General features: G+C 62.6%; 15 protein-coding genes and 3 pseudogenes. 11 read left to right on the top strand and 7 right to left on the bottom strand.

Annotated elements, in window-relative coordinates:
• Window positions 1–556, bottom strand: a 556-nt coding sequence (locus AC1D34_RS10115; RefSeq protein WP_476824147.1) for an MBL fold metallo-hydrolase, incomplete at its 3' end; no start/stop codon positions are given.
• A 171-nt stretch (window positions 557–727) separates the two neighbouring features.
• On the opposite strand from AC1D34_RS10115, the pseudogene AC1D34_RS10110 reads away from it, so the two are divergent.
• Window positions 728–1,369 (top strand): annotated as a pseudogene (locus AC1D34_RS10110) (dihydrofolate reductase family protein).
• Window positions 1,370–1,394: 25 nt separating this feature from the next.
• Here AC1D34_RS10110 and AC1D34_RS10105 read toward each other — a convergent pair.
• Complete coding sequence (locus AC1D34_RS10105) at window positions 1,395–1,829, bottom strand: Lrp/AsnC family transcriptional regulator (RefSeq protein WP_476824146.1); 435 nt, start codon at window positions 1,827–1,829, stop codon at window positions 1,395–1,397.
• Between the two features lie 130 nt (window positions 1,830–1,959).
• Between AC1D34_RS10105 and AC1D34_RS10100 the strand changes: the two genes are divergently transcribed.
• Window positions 1,960–2,871: a DMT family transporter gene (locus tag AC1D34_RS10100; RefSeq protein WP_476824145.1), complete on the top strand. Its 912-nt coding sequence runs from the start codon at window positions 1,960–1,962 to the stop codon at window positions 2,869–2,871.
• Between the two features lie 83 nt (window positions 2,872–2,954).
• On the opposite strand, the gene AC1D34_RS10095 is transcribed toward AC1D34_RS10100, so the two are convergent.
• Window positions 2,955–3,578 carry a TetR/AcrR family transcriptional regulator gene (locus AC1D34_RS10095; protein ID WP_476824144.1) on the bottom strand — a complete coding sequence of 208 codons (624 nt, stop codon included), beginning with the start codon at window positions 3,576–3,578 and terminating at the stop codon, window positions 2,955–2,957.
• An 83-nt stretch (window positions 3,579–3,661) separates the two neighbouring features.
• Here AC1D34_RS10095 and AC1D34_RS10090 point away from each other — a divergent pair, with 83 nt between their 5' ends.
• The 5 genes from AC1D34_RS10090 to AC1D34_RS10070 all read left to right on the top strand — a co-directional run bounded on the left by AC1D34_RS10090 (window position 3,662) and on the right by AC1D34_RS10070 (window position 8,760).
• The gene (locus tag AC1D34_RS10090) at window positions 3,662–4,585 is read left to right on the top strand and encodes an SDR family NAD(P)-dependent oxidoreductase (protein WP_441489340.1); all 924 of its coding nucleotides are present in this window, start codon (window positions 3,662–3,664) and stop codon (window positions 4,583–4,585) included.
• A gap of 105 nt (window positions 4,586–4,690) precedes the next feature.
• Window positions 4,691–6,343: an energy-dependent translational throttle protein EttA gene (ettA, locus tag AC1D34_RS10085; protein ID WP_476824143.1), complete on the top strand. Its 1,653-nt coding sequence runs from the start codon at window positions 4,691–4,693 to the stop codon at window positions 6,341–6,343.
• A 374-nt stretch (window positions 6,344–6,717) separates the two neighbouring features.
• Window positions 6,718–7,236, top strand: a complete 519-nt coding sequence (locus tag AC1D34_RS10080; protein WP_476824142.1) for a hypothetical protein — start codon at window positions 6,718–6,720, stop codon at window positions 7,234–7,236.
• Window positions 7,226–8,062 (top strand): hypothetical protein, encoded by an 837-nt coding sequence (locus AC1D34_RS10075; protein WP_476824141.1) that lies wholly within the window; start codon window positions 7,226–7,228, stop codon window positions 8,060–8,062. Before AC1D34_RS10080 ends, AC1D34_RS10075 begins: the two co-directional genes overlap by 11 nt.
• A complete protein-coding gene (locus AC1D34_RS10070) occupies window positions 8,059–8,760 on the top strand; it encodes a hypothetical protein (RefSeq protein WP_476824140.1) in 702 nt (233 codons plus the stop codon). Before AC1D34_RS10075 ends, AC1D34_RS10070 begins: the two co-directional genes overlap by 4 nt.
• 583 nt (window positions 8,761–9,343) lie before the next feature.
• Here the strand turns inward: AC1D34_RS10070 and AC1D34_RS10065 are convergent.
• Window positions 9,344–9,581, bottom strand: a pseudogene (locus AC1D34_RS10065) (IS5/IS1182 family transposase); the annotation flags it as partial.
• A 48-nt stretch (window positions 9,582–9,629) separates the two neighbouring features.
• Between AC1D34_RS10065 and AC1D34_RS10060 the strand changes: the two are divergent.
• The 3 genes from AC1D34_RS10060 to AC1D34_RS10050 all read left to right on the top strand — a co-directional run bounded on the left by AC1D34_RS10060 (window position 9,630) and on the right by AC1D34_RS10050 (window position 12,693).
• Window positions 9,630–10,823: a COG3904 family protein gene (locus tag AC1D34_RS10060; protein ID WP_476824139.1), complete on the top strand. Its 1,194-nt coding sequence runs from the start codon at window positions 9,630–9,632 to the stop codon at window positions 10,821–10,823.
• 897 nt (window positions 10,824–11,720) lie between these two features.
• A complete protein-coding gene (locus AC1D34_RS10055; RefSeq protein ID WP_476824138.1) occupies window positions 11,721–12,071 on the top strand; it encodes a hypothetical protein in 351 nt (116 codons plus the stop codon).
• A 331-nt stretch (window positions 12,072–12,402) separates the two neighbouring features.
• Entirely contained in the window at window positions 12,403–12,693 is a 291-nt protein-coding gene (locus tag AC1D34_RS10050) for a DUF3761 domain-containing protein (RefSeq protein WP_476824137.1), read from the top strand.
• 104 nt (window positions 12,694–12,797) lie between these two features.
• Here the strand turns inward: AC1D34_RS10050 and AC1D34_RS10045 are convergent, their stop codons facing one another.
• Entirely contained in the window at window positions 12,798–13,094 is a 297-nt protein-coding gene (locus AC1D34_RS10045; protein ID WP_476824136.1) for a hypothetical protein, read from the bottom strand.
• A 384-nt stretch (window positions 13,095–13,478) separates the two neighbouring features.
• The gene (locus AC1D34_RS10040) at window positions 13,479–13,943 is read right to left on the bottom strand and encodes a hypothetical protein (RefSeq protein ID WP_476824135.1); all 465 of its coding nucleotides are present in this window, start codon (window positions 13,941–13,943) and stop codon (window positions 13,479–13,481) included.
• A gap of 493 nt (window positions 13,944–14,436) precedes the next feature.
• On the opposite strand from AC1D34_RS10040, the gene AC1D34_RS10035 reads away from it, so the two are divergent.
• Window positions 14,437–14,649, top strand: coding sequence for a hypothetical protein (locus tag AC1D34_RS10035; protein WP_476824134.1), 213 nt, complete (start codon window positions 14,437–14,439; stop codon window positions 14,647–14,649).
• A gap of 104 nt (window positions 14,650–14,753) precedes the next feature.
• Here AC1D34_RS10035 and AC1D34_RS10030 read toward each other — a convergent pair.
• Window positions 14,754–14,981: pseudogene (locus AC1D34_RS10030) on the bottom strand (transposase); the annotation flags it as partial.
• Between the last annotated feature and the right edge of the window lie 130 nt (window positions 14,982–15,111).

Here is a 15,111-nt window from a genome sequence, read left to right as displayed (position 1 = left end):
GGCCGAGCGCGCGCAGATGGCCCGGTTCGAGCGGGTGGTGCAGATGCCCGAGATGGGCGATGCAGAGATCGCCGATCTCGAAGACGAACATCGAGTTGCCGTCGAAATCGGTCGAGCCGGAATAGGAGCGGATATTGGTCGGCACATTGCGTACGCGCATGTCGCCGAGCGTGACGTCGTGCTTCGCGGCGCCCTTGCCGGCAGGATCCCAGCCGGGCAGGACCTGCTTGATCGCGGGATCGGGATTGCGCGAATTGTGGGTCGAATGCGCCTTGTTCATCGTCGCGATATCCGGCGTTTCGCGCGGCCGGATGTAGTCGTTGTAGTCGGTGGCGGCCTTCACGCCGCCGGGCGTCTCGATCAGGAACGTGGCGTGGCCGACGAAGGTCAGCCGGACCTCGTCCTTGGCGAGCGCCGCGCGCTGGATCGGCAGGCGCAGGCTTGCCATTTCCGGGCGGCAGCCGGGCTCGTCGGATTGGGCTTGCGCCGGCGCCAGGCACGCCAGCGTCGCGAGCAATCCGCAGACGGCTCGGCCTAGCGTCGTCGACAGGCTCATGAACTTCGCTCCCGCTGCGTTCCCGCAGCCAAGGTTTAGGCAAAATTCCGGGCTGCGAAAGCCAGGCTGTCAGATTCGTGACTATTGTCCGATTGGGATGACCGGTTGCATATCAGGATCGGTTATGACAAGAATCCGATATCGTTTTGCAACTGGTTTGGAGTGATTGCCATGACGAGGCTGGTGGTTCGCGGGTTTTCGCTGTCGCTGGACGGTTACGGTGCCGGACCCAGCTAGGATGTCGACAATCCGCTCGGCGTGAACGGTGCGAAGCTGCATCGCTGGGCGTTCGGCACGCGCACTTTCCGAGAGATGTTCGGGCAAGAGGGCGGCGAAACCGGCGTCGATGACGATATTGCCGCGCGGCTTTGCCAATATCGGTGCCTGGATCATGGGCCGGAACATGTTCGGGCCGATCCGGGGAGAATGGCCGAACGAGGCCTGGAAAGGCTGGTGGGGGACAATCCGCCTTATCATGTTCCGGTCTTCGTACTGACCCATCATGCGCGCCCCGCTGGAGATGGCGGGCGGCACGACGTTTCACTTCGTCACCGATGGGCCGGAGGCGGCACTCCAACGCGCCAGGGAAGCCGCGGGTGGCAAGGACATCAGGCTCGGGGGGGCGTTGCGACGATCCGGCACTATCTGCGCGCGGGGGCAGTCGACGAGATGCATCTCGCGGTCGCGCCGATCCTGCTTGGCGCCGGCGAGAACCTCTTCATTGATCTCGACTTGCCGGCATTGGGCTATACCAGCACGCAGCACAGTGCGACGTCCGCCGCCACACATGTTGTCGTGACCAGGCGAGCCTGATCAGTCGCTGCGCGGAGCCGGCACCTCATAGCGGCGGCAGGCGCCGCTTCACCGGCTGGCTCTTCACGATGGCCGAACTGGTCTCGGCCTTGTCGGCGATCCGGTCGAGGATCTGGTCGAGCTGTTCGATGGAACGCAGATGCAGCCGGCCGATGAAGCAGTCATCGCCGGTGACCTTGTCGCATTCYGAGAATTCCGGGATCTCCTCGATCAGCTGCTGGACCGCGTGTAGTTTGCCGGGGAGGGGGCGGATCCGCACGATCGCCTGCAATTGGTAGCCGATCGCATGGGGGTCGATGTCGACGGTGAACGCGCGGATCACGCCGCGCTCTTCCAGTCGTCGAAGCCGCTCGGAGACGCTGGGCGAAGACAGGTTCACGCGCTGAGCCAGCTCCTTCAGGGAGATGCGGGCATCCCCGGCCAGAATGCCGATGATGTTCCGGTCCAGCTCGTCGATCATATGGTTATCAGGCCTCCTTAGGTTTGACCCTTACAATATGAGGCATTCTCTATGATTTGTCTCATGTAATCCATAGAGCGCGGGATTCCGTCATCCTATCATCCGCGTTCATTCCTGGGTGGAGGCGGTGATGACGGACCATAGGCGCGGCGTGGCCGAGATGACGGCCGCCATGACGATCTCGGGCACGATCGGCTGGTTCGTGGTTCGCTCCGGCCAGCCGGTGATGGATGTGGTGTTCTGGCGCTGCGTTTTCGGTGCCGCGACCCTGTTGATCGTCTGCGGAGCCCTGGGGCTGCTTCGGCGCGGCGCGATGACCGGTCGCCAGCTCGCGCTCGCCGCGATAGGCGGCGTTGCCGTCGTCCTGAACTGGCTGCTGCTGTTCTCGGCCTATTCGCGCGCTTCGATCTCGGTTGCGACGGTGGTCTACAACACCCAGCCCTTCATGCTCGTCGGGCTCGGCGCGCTGCTGTTTGCCGAACGACTGACCGTCACGAAGCTGTTCTGGCTCGCGATCTCCTTTACCGGCATGGTGCTGATCGTGCAGGCGAAGCCGGGCGCGGGGGCGGTTGGGACCGATTATCTCACGGGCATCGCCATGGCACTCGGCGCGGCCTTCTTCTACGCGCTGGCCGCTATAGTGGCGAAGGCGCTGAAGGGCGTTGCGCCCTATTTGATCGTGCTGGTCCAGGTCCTGGTCGGGATCGCGATGCTCACTCCTTTCGCCAGCCTGGCGCGGTTACCCGTCGGCGCGGAGACCTGGGCGCTGCTTGGCACGCTCGGCGTCGTCCATACCGGGCTGATGTTCGTGCTGCTCTATATGGCGATCCAGCGGTTGCCGACGACGCTGACCGGCGCGCTGTCCTTCATCTATCCGATCGTCGCGATCATCGTCGATCTGACGGCCTTCGGCCACCAGCCGCAGCTTCTCCAGATCATCGGAGCCGCTGCGATCCTGATCGCCGCGGCGGGCATGACGCTCGGCTGGGTGCCGTGGCGGCGGCCTGATGCGACCCCGATCGCACGGCTTCCGGCCGAATAGACGCAGCAATCGCATCTGCGCGGCGCGAGCATGGCTGCCCCATGGAGCGTCTGTCCGGCGGCCAAGACGGGGGGCGAGGAAAGCTACGCATCGCCTTGCCGTTCCCGATCCGGTCGGTACATGGCCAGCAACTGCGGCAGCATGTCGTCGATGGCGGTAGCCACTGCTGCGGGACCGCCGAGTTTCCCGTCCAGGGCGAGATGGGCGAAGCCGTGCACGAGCGACCAGGCTCCCATGGCTGCAAGCGCTACCTGCGGCGAGGAGACATCACGGCCGAGGCAGGCGGCCATGGCGCGCTCCAGCTCATGGCGTGCCGTCTCACCGACCAGCAACAGGCGCTCATTGGCATCATCGAGACGGTCCTTGCGGAACATCAGGGCGAACCGGCCCGGGAATGCGACGGCGAACCGGACATAGCCGGTTCCCTGCCCGTGCAACCGGGCGAGCGGATCAGTGCCTCCTTCCGCCTCGCCTGCTCTCAGGAAGGCGACCAGCTCCTCGAAACCGCGAATGGCGACTTCCGTCAGGAGGCCGGAGACGCTGCCGAAATGATGCGCGGGCGCGCCTGCAGAAACGCCTGCGCGCCGTGCCGCCTCGCGCAGGCTGAACCCGTCAAGGCCGCGCTCGATCAGGATCCGGTCGGTGGCTGACACAAGCGCATCGCGCAGGTCGCCATGATGGTAGCCGCTCTTCGATGCCGGATTCATTTCGCCTCTATCTTGACGGTGTTCAAATTATTGCCTACGAATCTGATCGCTGTTCAGATTAGCGAAATGCAAGAGGTTAGGCCATGGAAACCAGACACATCACGCGTCGGCTTGCAATCGCCGGCTCCGGATTGGGAATGGCCGTCGGTGCGGCGGCCGGCCTGGCCGGCGGCGCAATGCTCGGGGCCGCTGCGGCGGCACCGGCACCGGTCGTGCTGGATGGGCGCCGCCGCTTTGAAAACAAGGTCGTGCTCGTCACGGGAGGGACCTCCGGCATTGGCCGCGCGGCTGTGGAGGCCTTCGCTGCGGAAGGCGGAAAGGTCGCCTTCTGCGGTCGGCGCGAGGCGCTTGGCCAAGAGGTCGAGCGCGGAATCCGGGCGGCCGGCGGAGAGGCGCTCTATATCCGGGCCGATATCCGCAGGGAGGACGATGTCCGACGGTTCGTCGAGAGCTCCGTTACCCGATACGGCGGTTTGCACGTTGCCTTCAACAATGCCGGGATCACGCTTCAGAAGCCCCTGCATAGCTACGAGGCGGCGGAGTTCGACGACATTCTGAGCACCAATCTTCGCGGCGTGTTCCTGGCGATGAAGTACCAGATCCCGCACATGATGTCGGCGGGCGGCCAGATCGTCGTGACCTCGTCGACAGTGGCCACGACATGCCGCGAGAGCCAGTCCGCCTATGTCGCCAGCAAGGCGGCGTTGACGGGGCTCGTGCGCGCCGCGGCGCTCGACTATGTCAAGCACGGCATCAGGGTGAACGCCCTTCTGCCGGGTACGACCGATACCGAACTGGTCCGCGGCGTCGCCGGCATGATGGCTGCGCCCGACGCCGTCTGGCAGATCGGCGGAGCGCAATGGGCCAAGGACAATATCCCGACCATGGGCCGCATGGCGACGGCGCGGGAAATGGCCGCTGTCGCGCTCGACCTGGCGGCCGCGACCCACCCTTATCTGACGGGAGCTTCGATCGTCGTCGACGGCGCGATGACGCTGCGGGCCTGAGGGAGTTGACGACGGGCGGTTGCAGCAAGCGGCCAGCCTCGCTACATACGCGGCACTCTTCCCGAAAGCCCCGGCGCGATCAGTCCGAAGCGGAGCCGCACATCCATGTCCCGTCAGTTCATCTACCATATGCGCGGCCTGTCGAAGACCTATCCGGGCGGCAAGCAGGTGCTGAAGGACATCCATCTGTCGTTCTACCCGGACGCCAAGATCGGTGTGCTCGGCGTCAATGGCGCCGGCAAGTCGACCCTGCTCAAGATCATGGCAGGCTATGACAAGGAATGGACCGGCGAGGCCTGGGTGGCCGAKGGCGCTCGCGTCGGCTACCTGCCGCAGGAGCCCAAGCTCGATGAGAGCCTGAACGTGCGCGACAACGTGATGCTCGGCGTCGCGCCGCAGAAGGCGATCCTCGACCGCTACAACGAGCTCGCGATGAACTACTCGGACGAGACCGCGGACGAGATGACCAAGCTCCAGGACGAGATCGAGGCCAAGGGCCTGTGGGATCTCGATTCCAAGGTCGACCAGGCGATGGACGCGTTGCGCTGCCCGCCCGACGACTGGGAGGTCTCGAAGCTCTCGGGCGGCGAACGCCGCCGTGTCGCGCTCTGCAAGCTGCTGCTCGAGCAGCCGGAACTGCTGCTGCTCGACGAACCGACCAACCATCTCGACGCCGAAACCACCGCCTGGCTCGAAGGCCATTTGCGGACTTATCCGGGCGCGATCCTGATCGTCACCCACGATCGCTACTTCCTCGACAATGTCACGAGCTGGATTCTCGAGCTCGATCGCGGCCAGGGCATTCCCTACGAGGGGAACTACTCCGCCTGGTCGGTGCAGAAGCAGAAGCGCCTCGCCCAGGAGGGCCGGGAGGACGTCTCACGCCAGAAGACGCTGGAACGCGAGCAGGAATGGATTTCGGCTTCGCCCAAGGCGCGCCAGGCCAAGAGCAAGGCCCGCATCCAGCGCTATGACGAACTGGTGCAGAAGGCCTCGAACAAGGGGCCGGATACCGCGCAGATCGTCATCCCGATCGCCGAGCGCCTCGGCAACAATGTCGTCGATTTCGACAATCTGTCGAAGGGCTTCCAGGACAAGCTTCTGATCGACGGGCTGTCCTTCAAGCTGCCGCCGGGCGGCATCGTCGGCATCATCGGGCCGAACGGCGCCGGCAAGACCACGCTGTTCCGGATGATCACGGGACAGGAGAAGCCGGATTCCGGTTCGATCACCATCGGCGAGAGCGTCAAGCTCGGCTATGTCGACCAGAGCCGCGACTCGCTCGACGACAAGAAGAACGTCTGGGAGGAAATCTCAGGCGGCAACGACATCCTCTATCTCGGCAAGCGCGAGGTGAATTCGCGCGCCTATTGCTCGACATTCAACTTCAAGGGCGGCGACCAGCAGAAGAAGGTCGGATCGCTCTCGGGCGGTGAGCGCAACCGCGTCCATCTTGCCAAGATGCTGAAATCGGGCGCCAACGTCCTGCTGCTCGACGAGCCGACCAACGATCTCGACGTCGACACGCTGCGTGCGCTCGAAGAGGCGCTGGAGGATTACGCCGGCTGCGCCGTGATCATCAGCCACGATCGCTGGTTCCTCGACCGTATCGCGACCCATATCCTCGCCTTCGAGGGCGACAGCCATGTCGAATGGTTCGAGGGCAATTTTGCCGATTACGAGGAAGACAAGAAGCGCCGACTGGGGATCGATTCCACGATCCCGAAGCGGATTCAGTACAAGAAGTTCTCGCGCTGAGGTGCGGATTTCCCATGCGGGCCTGCAAGAACTGCGTGGGAGCCGGAGATTAACTCACCCATAACTCACCCAGCTTTTTGTTATGGCAGAGGCGCCCTAACGATGGAGCGCCCTGTCGCCTCGTTTAACCGGCACCGCTTGCAGTGGCCGCTACGGGAGTAGACTTTCATCGTTGGGTCGGCGTGGTGCGGTTCCGCGGGCGTGTGTTCCAGGCGGCGGGCATTGGGCCGCCGTAATCAGTCTGGCGGGAGCGCGCAAATGGCCACCCGGCACCCCACCCCTGCCGGCTCTGCTTGAGGCGTTTCCACGTGTCGGCCCGGTTCCCGAATTAACGGACCATTCCGGATCCGAAACGATTGCGCTATGCTCCTCGCATGGCCCGCCCCTGCTCCGTCTGCACCCATCCGCAAAACGTCGCCATCAACACGGCGCTGGCCAATGGCGTGCCCGCCAAGAGGGTCGCGGCCCAGTTCGGCCTGAGCAACACCTCGACGTTCCGTCACAGGACAAGCTGTTTAAAAGGCATCGGGTCGAGCAGGGCCATCGTCCGCCAAGCCTCCCACGCGGCGGTCGCTCTGGCGAGCTTGCCCAGTGCCGATGAAGTCGGCCAAGCCTATTCCAGCATCGGGCAGCGGCTCGACGGCATTATCGCGAAGTGCGAGGCGGAAGGCAGCACGGCGACAGCTATCATGGGCTTGAAGGAGCTGCGCGGCGTCGTCACGGCGCAGGCGCAACTGGCCGGCCACCTCGGCAACGGTGGTGCGACCGTGGCGATCCAGAACAATGTGAGCATCGACGTGGGCAGCGTCGTGCGGGAACTGCTTGGCGCAATCGGCCCAACGGCAACGACGAAGACACTGACGCGCCTGGAGCGCGTGGTCGATGGTGAGTGATCTCGCCCGCGAGGCGGCCAGGCGGGCGCTCAACACGCTGTCGCCGTCGACGTGGTCCCGCCGTGAACTCGGTCTCGATCTCGACCCGTGGCAGCGCAGGATGACGGACGCTCCTGCCGGCAGCCGCGTCATCGCCCTCACTCACCGACAAGCGGGCAAGACCTCTGCCGCGTCGGTCGGCCTGGCCCACACGATGGCTTGGCGGCGTCCCGGTTCCACAAGTCTTATTCTCGCGCCAACGCAGCGCCAAAGCGCGGAACTGATCAGGCGTTTGCGCGGTCGTCTCATCGACGGCGGCGAGAAGCTGGACGTCGACAATGCGTTCTCGGTGGAGGTGCAGAACGGGTCTCGGTGTCTCGGTCTCCCTGGCGCAGATGATGCGGCCATCCGTGGTCTGAGCATCGACGGCGAACTCGTGATCGACGAAGCCGCCCGCGTCTCCGACGCGCTCTATGACGCCGCCCGCCCGATGCTGATCCGGCACTCGTCAGTGGCCCGGCTCATCCTCTTGTCCACGGCGTGGGCGAAAATGGGCTTCTTCTATCGTGTCTGGACGGAAGGAGACCCGCACGACTGGATCAAGATCGAGGCGAAGGTCGCCGACTGCCGCCACATCAGCGCCGCCGACCTCGAGAAGGAACGCCGCGCCATGTCGGCGAGCACGTTCGCGCGCGAATATGAGAACCAGTTTGACAGTCTCGAGGCGCGCTTTTTCGACGCGGACGCCATCGCAGCGGCCTTTGGAGGCGGCTTCGGGCCGACGCCGCAGATTGAAGAGGATCCCGTCGTCTTTGTCGGCAGCGTGTTCGGAAAGGTCTTCCCGTGACCTACAGCGAAGCGAACCCCGCGACCTGGTCGCGCTCGGCGGCATCGACGATGTGGATCGCCGTCGACGTCGGGCTGATGCAGGACCATTCAGCCTTTGTTGTCGCTGGCGTGTGGCCACAAGCTGGGTCCGCGATCGGCGTCATCGACATCAAGCAGTTCCCTCTTGGGTATCCGCTCGGGGACGTCGCCGAGGAGGTTGCAGCCGCCGCGCGACTGCACCAGGCGAAGGTGATCGTCGATGCCAGCAACAACAGCGCATTCGTCGGGATGCTGGCGCAGCGGCTCCCGGCACCTGCCGCGAACTACATCGTCGCTGGAGCGATTACCTCGGCGTTGGGTCACGCCGCCCAGCCGACACCGATGGCGATTTCGCTCGGCGGGCTCAGAAGCGCCGTGCCGCGGTGGACGCTGTCCAAGAGCGAGCTCGTGCAGAACGTGGCGGCCGAACTGACGAATAAGTCCTTGCGACTGGCTAAGGTCGGCGACTGGGAAGCGCTCCAGGCCGAATTGCTGGGGATGGAACAGACCGTCCGCGCCAGCGGCACGTCGGCTTACGCCGCCTCATCTGGCCAGCACGACGACCTCGTGATGGCGTTGGCGCTTGCCGTGTTCGCGTGCCGATCGGTCGGGGGTGTTGTGCGGCACCGTTCGACACCACGCCGGGCCGCGCGAGTATCGGCGGCGGCATGGACCTGACCAGGAGTTGTCCGAGTGGGAAATCGCGATAGAGACGCCGAAAAGCCGGTACAGCAGATGTGGCCTGCTGCCGGTTTCGTGGACACCGTGATTGGGTGTTGCATGAAGCCCGAGGTGGCATTTGCTGAATGCGTACTCGTATGCGACGGTTCTTGGTGATGCGCATAATTGAGCAGTGAGGGGGGCACCGATGCTAAATTCGAAGTTTCTTACGTTAATTGTCATTTCCGCCGCGATGGCGGGGTGCGTGTCTGTGAACAGCGGGGTTCTACCGATTGGTCCAGACACATATCAAATCTCGGTGGGCCGAGCGCCCATCGCCGGCGGACCTACCGAAGCTCGCCGGGCCGCCCTCACACAAGCTCAATCGTACTGCGCCCAGCAGAAGCGAGAGCTGATGGTAATTGGTACAAACGTGTGGGGCGATAACCGGGGAGGCTTCGACGTAGACTTCCGGTGTCTCAAGGGTGGCGATCCTGGACTGCATCGCCCGACACTTGGGGMCGTGCCTGACGTAGTGGTGAAAGTTCAGTAAGCGATACTGAAGCGCGCCCGGCGTTCATCCAGGGCCCTGACCCGTGCGCGGGATGTTGGGCGTCATGCCGTTTTCGTCGATCTGCGACGAATGGCGTTGCTGTCGTAGCCCTTGTTGCCATGGAGGATGCGAGCAGCCGGCCTCCGCTGCAGCAGGATCGATCCGGCCATGCAATCAGCGACGTGTCCGCCGGTGAGCAGCAAGGCGATGGCCGGCAGCGCCCCCCGCCCGAGGCCGATTGGTGCGCCGTCACAGGAATGGGATCGATGAGCACCTGGATCGGGGGCCGCCAGCGCTTGCCAGAGTTGTCCGTGAAGAATGGATCTAAGGAGCTATGACGCGTCAAGCGATCCGTCTGATTTGCCCTTTCGGTCTTGGATTTTGGGAGAGTAAGTTGCTGAACCCTTGGTGCGTGTGTCGCAAGATTGTCTTGCTTGCATCCCTAGTCGCGTCGCCACACGCTGGTGCCGCGGAGATTGAGGTCTCGGACCTGCTTGGCACCGACCGGAAGTTGATCACGATCAAGGGTGATCTTCAGTCGAGCGACGCGGATCAATTCAAGCGCAAGGCAGGCTTCGTCCAAAAGGCAGTCGTTTCTTTCAGCAGCGATGGCGGATCGCTCAACGCCGGGCTGGAGATCGGGAAGTCGATCAGGCTCAAGAATTTCTGGTCAGTCGTACCGGCCGGTGTGCGCTGCGCGTCCGCTTGCGCTCTCGCTTGGCTCGGCGGAAACCAAAGGTATATGGGAACGAATGCCCAGATCGGGTTCCACGCAGCGTACAGGGTGGCGGACGGGCAAGCATCCGAGAGCGGCGTCGGGAACGCGGTGATGGGTGCGTATCTAGCGAACCTCGGATTATCAACCGGAGCGGTGATTTACATCACGCAGGCGGCGCCGGCGGAGATGACGTGGCTTTCTGCTGCTGCGGCCGAGAAACTAGGGATCGAGGTCACGGCTTCCGATGCCTACGACCAGCCCAAACGGATTGCAGAGCCCGGGCCGACCACGCCGCCCAACATGATCGCGACGCCAGTTGCGCCGCTCCCTTCAATCCCGGCCAATCCGCCGCCACAGGGACAACCACTGCAGCCTCGTCCTGCTCCTCCCGCGGGGCCGACTGGTGGAATGATCCTTTGTGAGAGCCCGGGAAAACGACCTGTGGTCTTGGAACTCAATTCGAAGCGCATGCTCAATCGTACGATCAGTTGCATCTCAGGGGATTTCATCGCGGACATGACCCCGTGCGCACCTGCTGATGGTATCGGGCTCTCCGCCCCCACAGGCTCAGCGGATTTAGTTCGGGTTGTTTCGCGCTGGCAGGAGACAATGGGTCACTCAGGTGGCGGAACGTCGCACTATAATAGTTCCACGGAAATTTATTTCAGTGGCGCTTTTTATTCGGGTGATCAAGGGGCCAAAGATCTGTGGTCATTCCGAGTTGACAAGTTGACGGCTCAGGCTGTTTTGAAAGTTAAAGGGCAGCGCGACGTTGCCTATCTCTGCAAAAAGGCAGCGCCAAAGCTATAGTGATCCAAACTGCTTTGACGTCAATACATTGCGGCCCTTGATGGGAGCCCCCCCGGTGTCTTCTCGTCACGTCAGAGTGAGCATCGCGCCAAATGAATGTCCCGCGGATCCGCCAAATCCCTGACGGGGTTTTTGCGGGTGTCCAGCTCGCCCAGGCAGAAAAGAACAAATATTTGGCGGAAGAGAGCAAACGCGCTTCCCCAAAGCACCCCATGTGTCGGTTGAGGGCACACGTGACTGAGAGTGCTCTGTACCAACAGCATTCTACGAAATCCCAGCAAAAACAGCATCCTGACAGTTGCTCTGGCACGGAGGGAAACAATGACGAAGATAGCTATCTTGAGCGCCGCCATGTGTCTGGTGGCGTCAACTGTATACGCACAGGGTTACCGGGGCTTCTCGTACGGAACCGGTTCGAGCAGCGGCAGCCACTACGTCAGTCCACACTTCAACAGCAATGGGAGCTACACCGGGGGGCACTATCGGACCAATCCGGACAGCTCCAGATCCAACAATTACGGGTCTTATGGCAATTATAACTACCATAATAACGGCGTCGGTAACGGCTACGGCCGGTCGGTTCGTCGGTACTGACAGCACACTCGATGAAGCCGGCGATGCGACCTCGCCAAATGCGAGGCAATTCGCCGGATTTTCGCTTTCGGCTGCGAAGGGCTGGTCCAGCCGAGCCAATGAACATCGTGGGATGTTGATTTCGACATCTTGGTGGAGTTCGCGCCGCGCTCGACCTCGTCGTAATTAATTACACATTGGCCACGGGCATCCCGGCGGCGTTCTCATGATGAAAGCCTCGACCCAGGTTGCGGGCTGAGATGATCCGCTGAGGTAGCCCCCTCCAGGCCCCGGCAACCGGCATCCTACCTCGGAGGTAATTCCATGTTTGTCGTCATCGTCTCGATGAAGACGTTCATCCTGCTCAGCCTCGCAGGCTGCGTCGTCAGCATCATAGTATTCTTCCTGACGTTGCCACCCGCACCGAAGCGCAGCGGGCGCGAATTCGTCGATCGCCTCATAACCGATGCCGAGCGCAAGCAGCATGAAGCTGAGCGCAAGCGCCTCGAGGCCGAAGCCAAGGCGAAGAAGGATGCCGAGGACGCAGCCTGGCTGGCCGCGCTGCTCAAGCAGGACGAAGCCGAGGGCCGTGTCGAGCCCCCGCCGGTTGAGACCACGCCGAACGAGGGCGGCTGGAAATACCGCAACTTGCCGTTCCTCTGGCCGTTCTACTGATACCCCAGCGCGTACCCCAGCGCGCGCCGTGCGCAGGCGCGCGAGAGATCGCCAAGAGGGAAGGAACCTTCCTCAACGCCCCGCGATTGTCGCTCTCTTTTAGTCCCACCGCATTCGACTGGCCGCTCTCGGACAAAGTATTTTAAATTGCTCGATCAACGGCGGGTTGCCTGAGGCGCACGAAGTATCGGCATCTGATCGCAGGGGAAATTTTCGACGGATTGGCTTTTTGGAATTGTACTGGGTTTCAAGCAAGCCAGCGGGGCAGTTCGCCCTCGCAACGAACTCTGCGCCGCTTTGGGTCTTGAGATAGACCGCCACGCATCGGCTGATGCCTGACTTGCTGTTCGGCGGCGTGATCTTGTGCGTTGCGTTATTTTCTATAACGGGAGCCGTAGCTCGCAGCGAGCAATACTGTAGCTATTCCCCTCAAGTTCCTGGATATATGAATGCTTACGGGGTCTGCGCGCCCCGGCCGCGGCCGGGCATTGATGTTCCAGACAAGGCTCCGACCGCCCGATGCCGGGACGGAACGGTGAGCTACTCGGCCAGCCGAAGCGGAACTTGCTCGCGCCATGGCGGAGTGGCTAGTTGGATGCGTACGGGTGAAGGTTTAAACTGAATGTGTGGCCTGTGCCCCGTTCTGCAGAAGCTAATCCTCCAGCGAGGATAGCTGTCACGCTGTGCCACCCGTCCGCAACTGCGCCGGCCTGTGAACGACTAGCCCTATACTCCGGGCGCACGGTTAACATGCGCGGCGACGAACGCTTCGACCGAGCCGTAGGTCTTTCGAACGCGAGCCTGCACGGCAGGCATCATTTTCGTACCGCGCTCCGGCCACCCGAGCGTTTCGAACATAACGCCGAAGCTGCCGTAGTGCTCTTTAGCTATATCGCGGATTGCTTTTGCATCCCAGCCCGGGGCGCGTGGCGCAGCCTCGGAACGCCATTGGGAGGCAAGATCAAGCAGGTCCTGCTGGCGCCCTGGGGGAATGCGGACGCACACTTTGATGATGTCAGTCATTACGGCCGTCCTAGAAGGGGAATGTGGTACATCTCCCTTAGCTTGGCGCGCATCACTCGTCAAGGGAAGTGTGTTACATCCCCGTTTGACAGGTTCTCGTTCTGCACTGACATCTGACGCARGATCCGCTGGGCCTAGCCTGAGGACGCGTCGGCCCTCGCTTCCAATGCACAGCCCCTTGCCAGGCCCCCGCCCAAGCAGCGCCTTCACTCCCGTCCAAAAGCCGAAGGATGTCGTCCCTCGGCCGACCATCGCCGGATCGCCGCGCCCTCTGAGCTGCAAAGCCCCTCATTCGATCCCCAATCATTTGCCTACGGCAAGGGTGACTATCAAAGCCCGGCCGGAGAGTTGGAAGGGTATTTGCCGGTGTGTGGGTCGGCCCCCCTACGGCCCCTTCGCCGGCTCCCCGATAGGGTGAGCAGGGAGAGAGCTGTGAAGCCGTCCCTGCCAGAGGACGTGAAGTCCCCCGAAGCGTCCCGCGAACTGCAACAGCACGGCCTCGATTGCCACGATCATCTCCGCCTCGCGGTGCCCGTAAGCCGTTATGTTGAGATAAACCACAAGCACCGGGCGGCCGGCATAAGACTTGTTCGCCTTCTTTAGGACTGTCTTCGCCAGCACAGCCGGCAGGGCGTTGAGGCGTCGGGTCCACTCCTCAAACGGGTCTTCCTCGATCTGGGGTGTGCCCGGCAGGAACTCCAATCCCCTGCGCCGGTCGGGCATGATTGCTTCCGTCACCTCCACCTCGATTACCCGCCTGCCCATTCGCACGAACCCATCAGGGAAGCGGTCGTCCCCCAGTCGAACACTCTCGGCATCGGACAGCGTCGCGAAGCGGCCAGCATCCAAGCTTCCAGCAGGAAAGCTAGCGCCGGGATGTTGAATAACTCCTCCCGCCCCAGACGTTGCCTTAGCGACGTCGACGTTTGGCAGAACGCGCCGGGCTCCTGCCACGATTGGAGCGCCAACTTGCAGGCTTCGACTTCATCCGGTGGAACAGACCGCAACTCCCAACGCATGATTACCCCGCCGCGCGTCCCTCTTCGATCATTTGTCTTGCTATAGCGCCGCCCGACATTCCGACAATCTGARGCGTGTCCAGATAGTTCCATTGGTGGGCCAACCGCCGTCCGCCCTTTCCGCCCTGCCGACAGGCTCTTCATCGGCTCGGTCTCGCGTTCGATGTGATCCTTATGCGTGCCGACTGGGTGACCGCCGCCGGCCCGCGAGCGCGCGTTCCGCAAGTTAGCTGGAGACCAGCAGAAACCTCGGGGGTTCCTCAATCCGCTCAAAATCTGCGTGACCACACGGGAACTACAACGAGAAAATCGGGAACAAAGGAATGTCCGGCAAGTCCGCCAAAACCGTGACGGGTGGTTTTGCGGATATCTGGCTCGTGGATTTCGCGTTCAGACGTCTGATCCTGTTTCTGCGTCGTCGAAGTCATCGCACGTCCCACCACAGCTCATCCAACGGCGGCTGGTCATCGTCGGGCTCAGGCGGCGGCGTCTCAGTGATGCTCGCTGCGAAGTCAAACAAGGCGGGGCTGAACTAATGGCGCGGCCGGGCAAGGGGCCTGCCCTTAGGGGAGCGCATCGCGGAAGAGGTAATAGCCGCCCGTCCCCGTCCAGATGGCGTTGTAAGACCAAATCCCATTGATCATGACGGATTGGCCCATATTCGTCGTGCGATGGACATGGTGAGCCATGGCTGGTCGGCGAGGCGGTTCCAGGCGAAGCAGCAAGGTCGAGGATGTCCCCGTTAGGATTTGAAGATGCGGTTCGAGAGCCAGTTGTCGCGCATGAACTGCCGGACGTTTTCGACCGGATTGAGCTCGGGGCATTTCGACGGCAGCGGCATGAGGGTGATGCTGGCGGACACGACGAGCGCTATGCGCGATTTTGTGTCCTCCCGGCGTAGGTCGCGCCACTTCCGTGGAATTGAAAAAAATGGCAAGTATTTCAGGTGGTTGTGGAGGGCGTCTCTCTAGGTTGACCCCACCAGTGGCCTGTGGATG

This window comes from Allobosea sp. P1_A7 (assembly GCF_056406775.1).
The sequence above is the reverse complement of the archived record's forward strand: the minus strand, read 5'-3'. Positions and strand labels throughout refer to the sequence as shown.

What these genes read in the sequence shown, in the direction of transcription:
- AC1D34_RS10100 (WP_476824145.1), top strand. Translation starts at nt 1,960, where the DNA reads ATGACGGACCATAGGCGCGGCGTGGCCGAGATGACGGCCGCCATGACG.
- AC1D34_RS10095 (WP_476824144.1), bottom strand. Translation starts at nt 3,578, where the DNA reads ATGAATCCGGCATCGAAGAGCGGCTACCATCATGGCGACCTGCGCGAT.
- AC1D34_RS10090 (WP_441489340.1), top strand. Translation starts at nt 3,662, where the DNA reads ATGGAAACCAGACACATCACGCGTCGGCTTGCAATCGCCGGCTCCGGA.
- AC1D34_RS10080 (WP_476824142.1), top strand. Translation starts at nt 6,718, where the DNA reads ATGGCCCGCCCCTGCTCCGTCTGCACCCATCCGCAAAACGTCGCCATC.
- AC1D34_RS10075 (WP_476824141.1), top strand. Translation starts at nt 7,226, where the DNA reads ATGGTGAGTGATCTCGCCCGCGAGGCGGCCAGGCGGGCGCTCAACACG.
- AC1D34_RS10060 (WP_476824139.1), top strand. Translation starts at nt 9,630, where the DNA reads ATGACGCGTCAAGCGATCCGTCTGATTTGCCCTTTCGGTCTTGGATTT.
- AC1D34_RS10055 (WP_476824138.1), top strand. Translation starts at nt 11,721, where the DNA reads ATGTTTGTCGTCATCGTCTCGATGAAGACGTTCATCCTGCTCAGCCTC.
- AC1D34_RS10050 (WP_476824137.1), top strand. Translation starts at nt 12,403, where the DNA reads ATGCCTGACTTGCTGTTCGGCGGCGTGATCTTGTGCGTTGCGTTATTT.
- AC1D34_RS10045 (WP_476824136.1), bottom strand. Translation starts at nt 13,094, where the DNA reads ATGACTGACATCATCAAAGTGTGCGTCCGCATTCCCCCAGGGCGCCAG.
- AC1D34_RS10035 (WP_476824134.1), top strand. Translation starts at nt 14,437, where the DNA reads ATGTCCGGCAAGTCCGCCAAAACCGTGACGGGTGGTTTTGCGGATATC.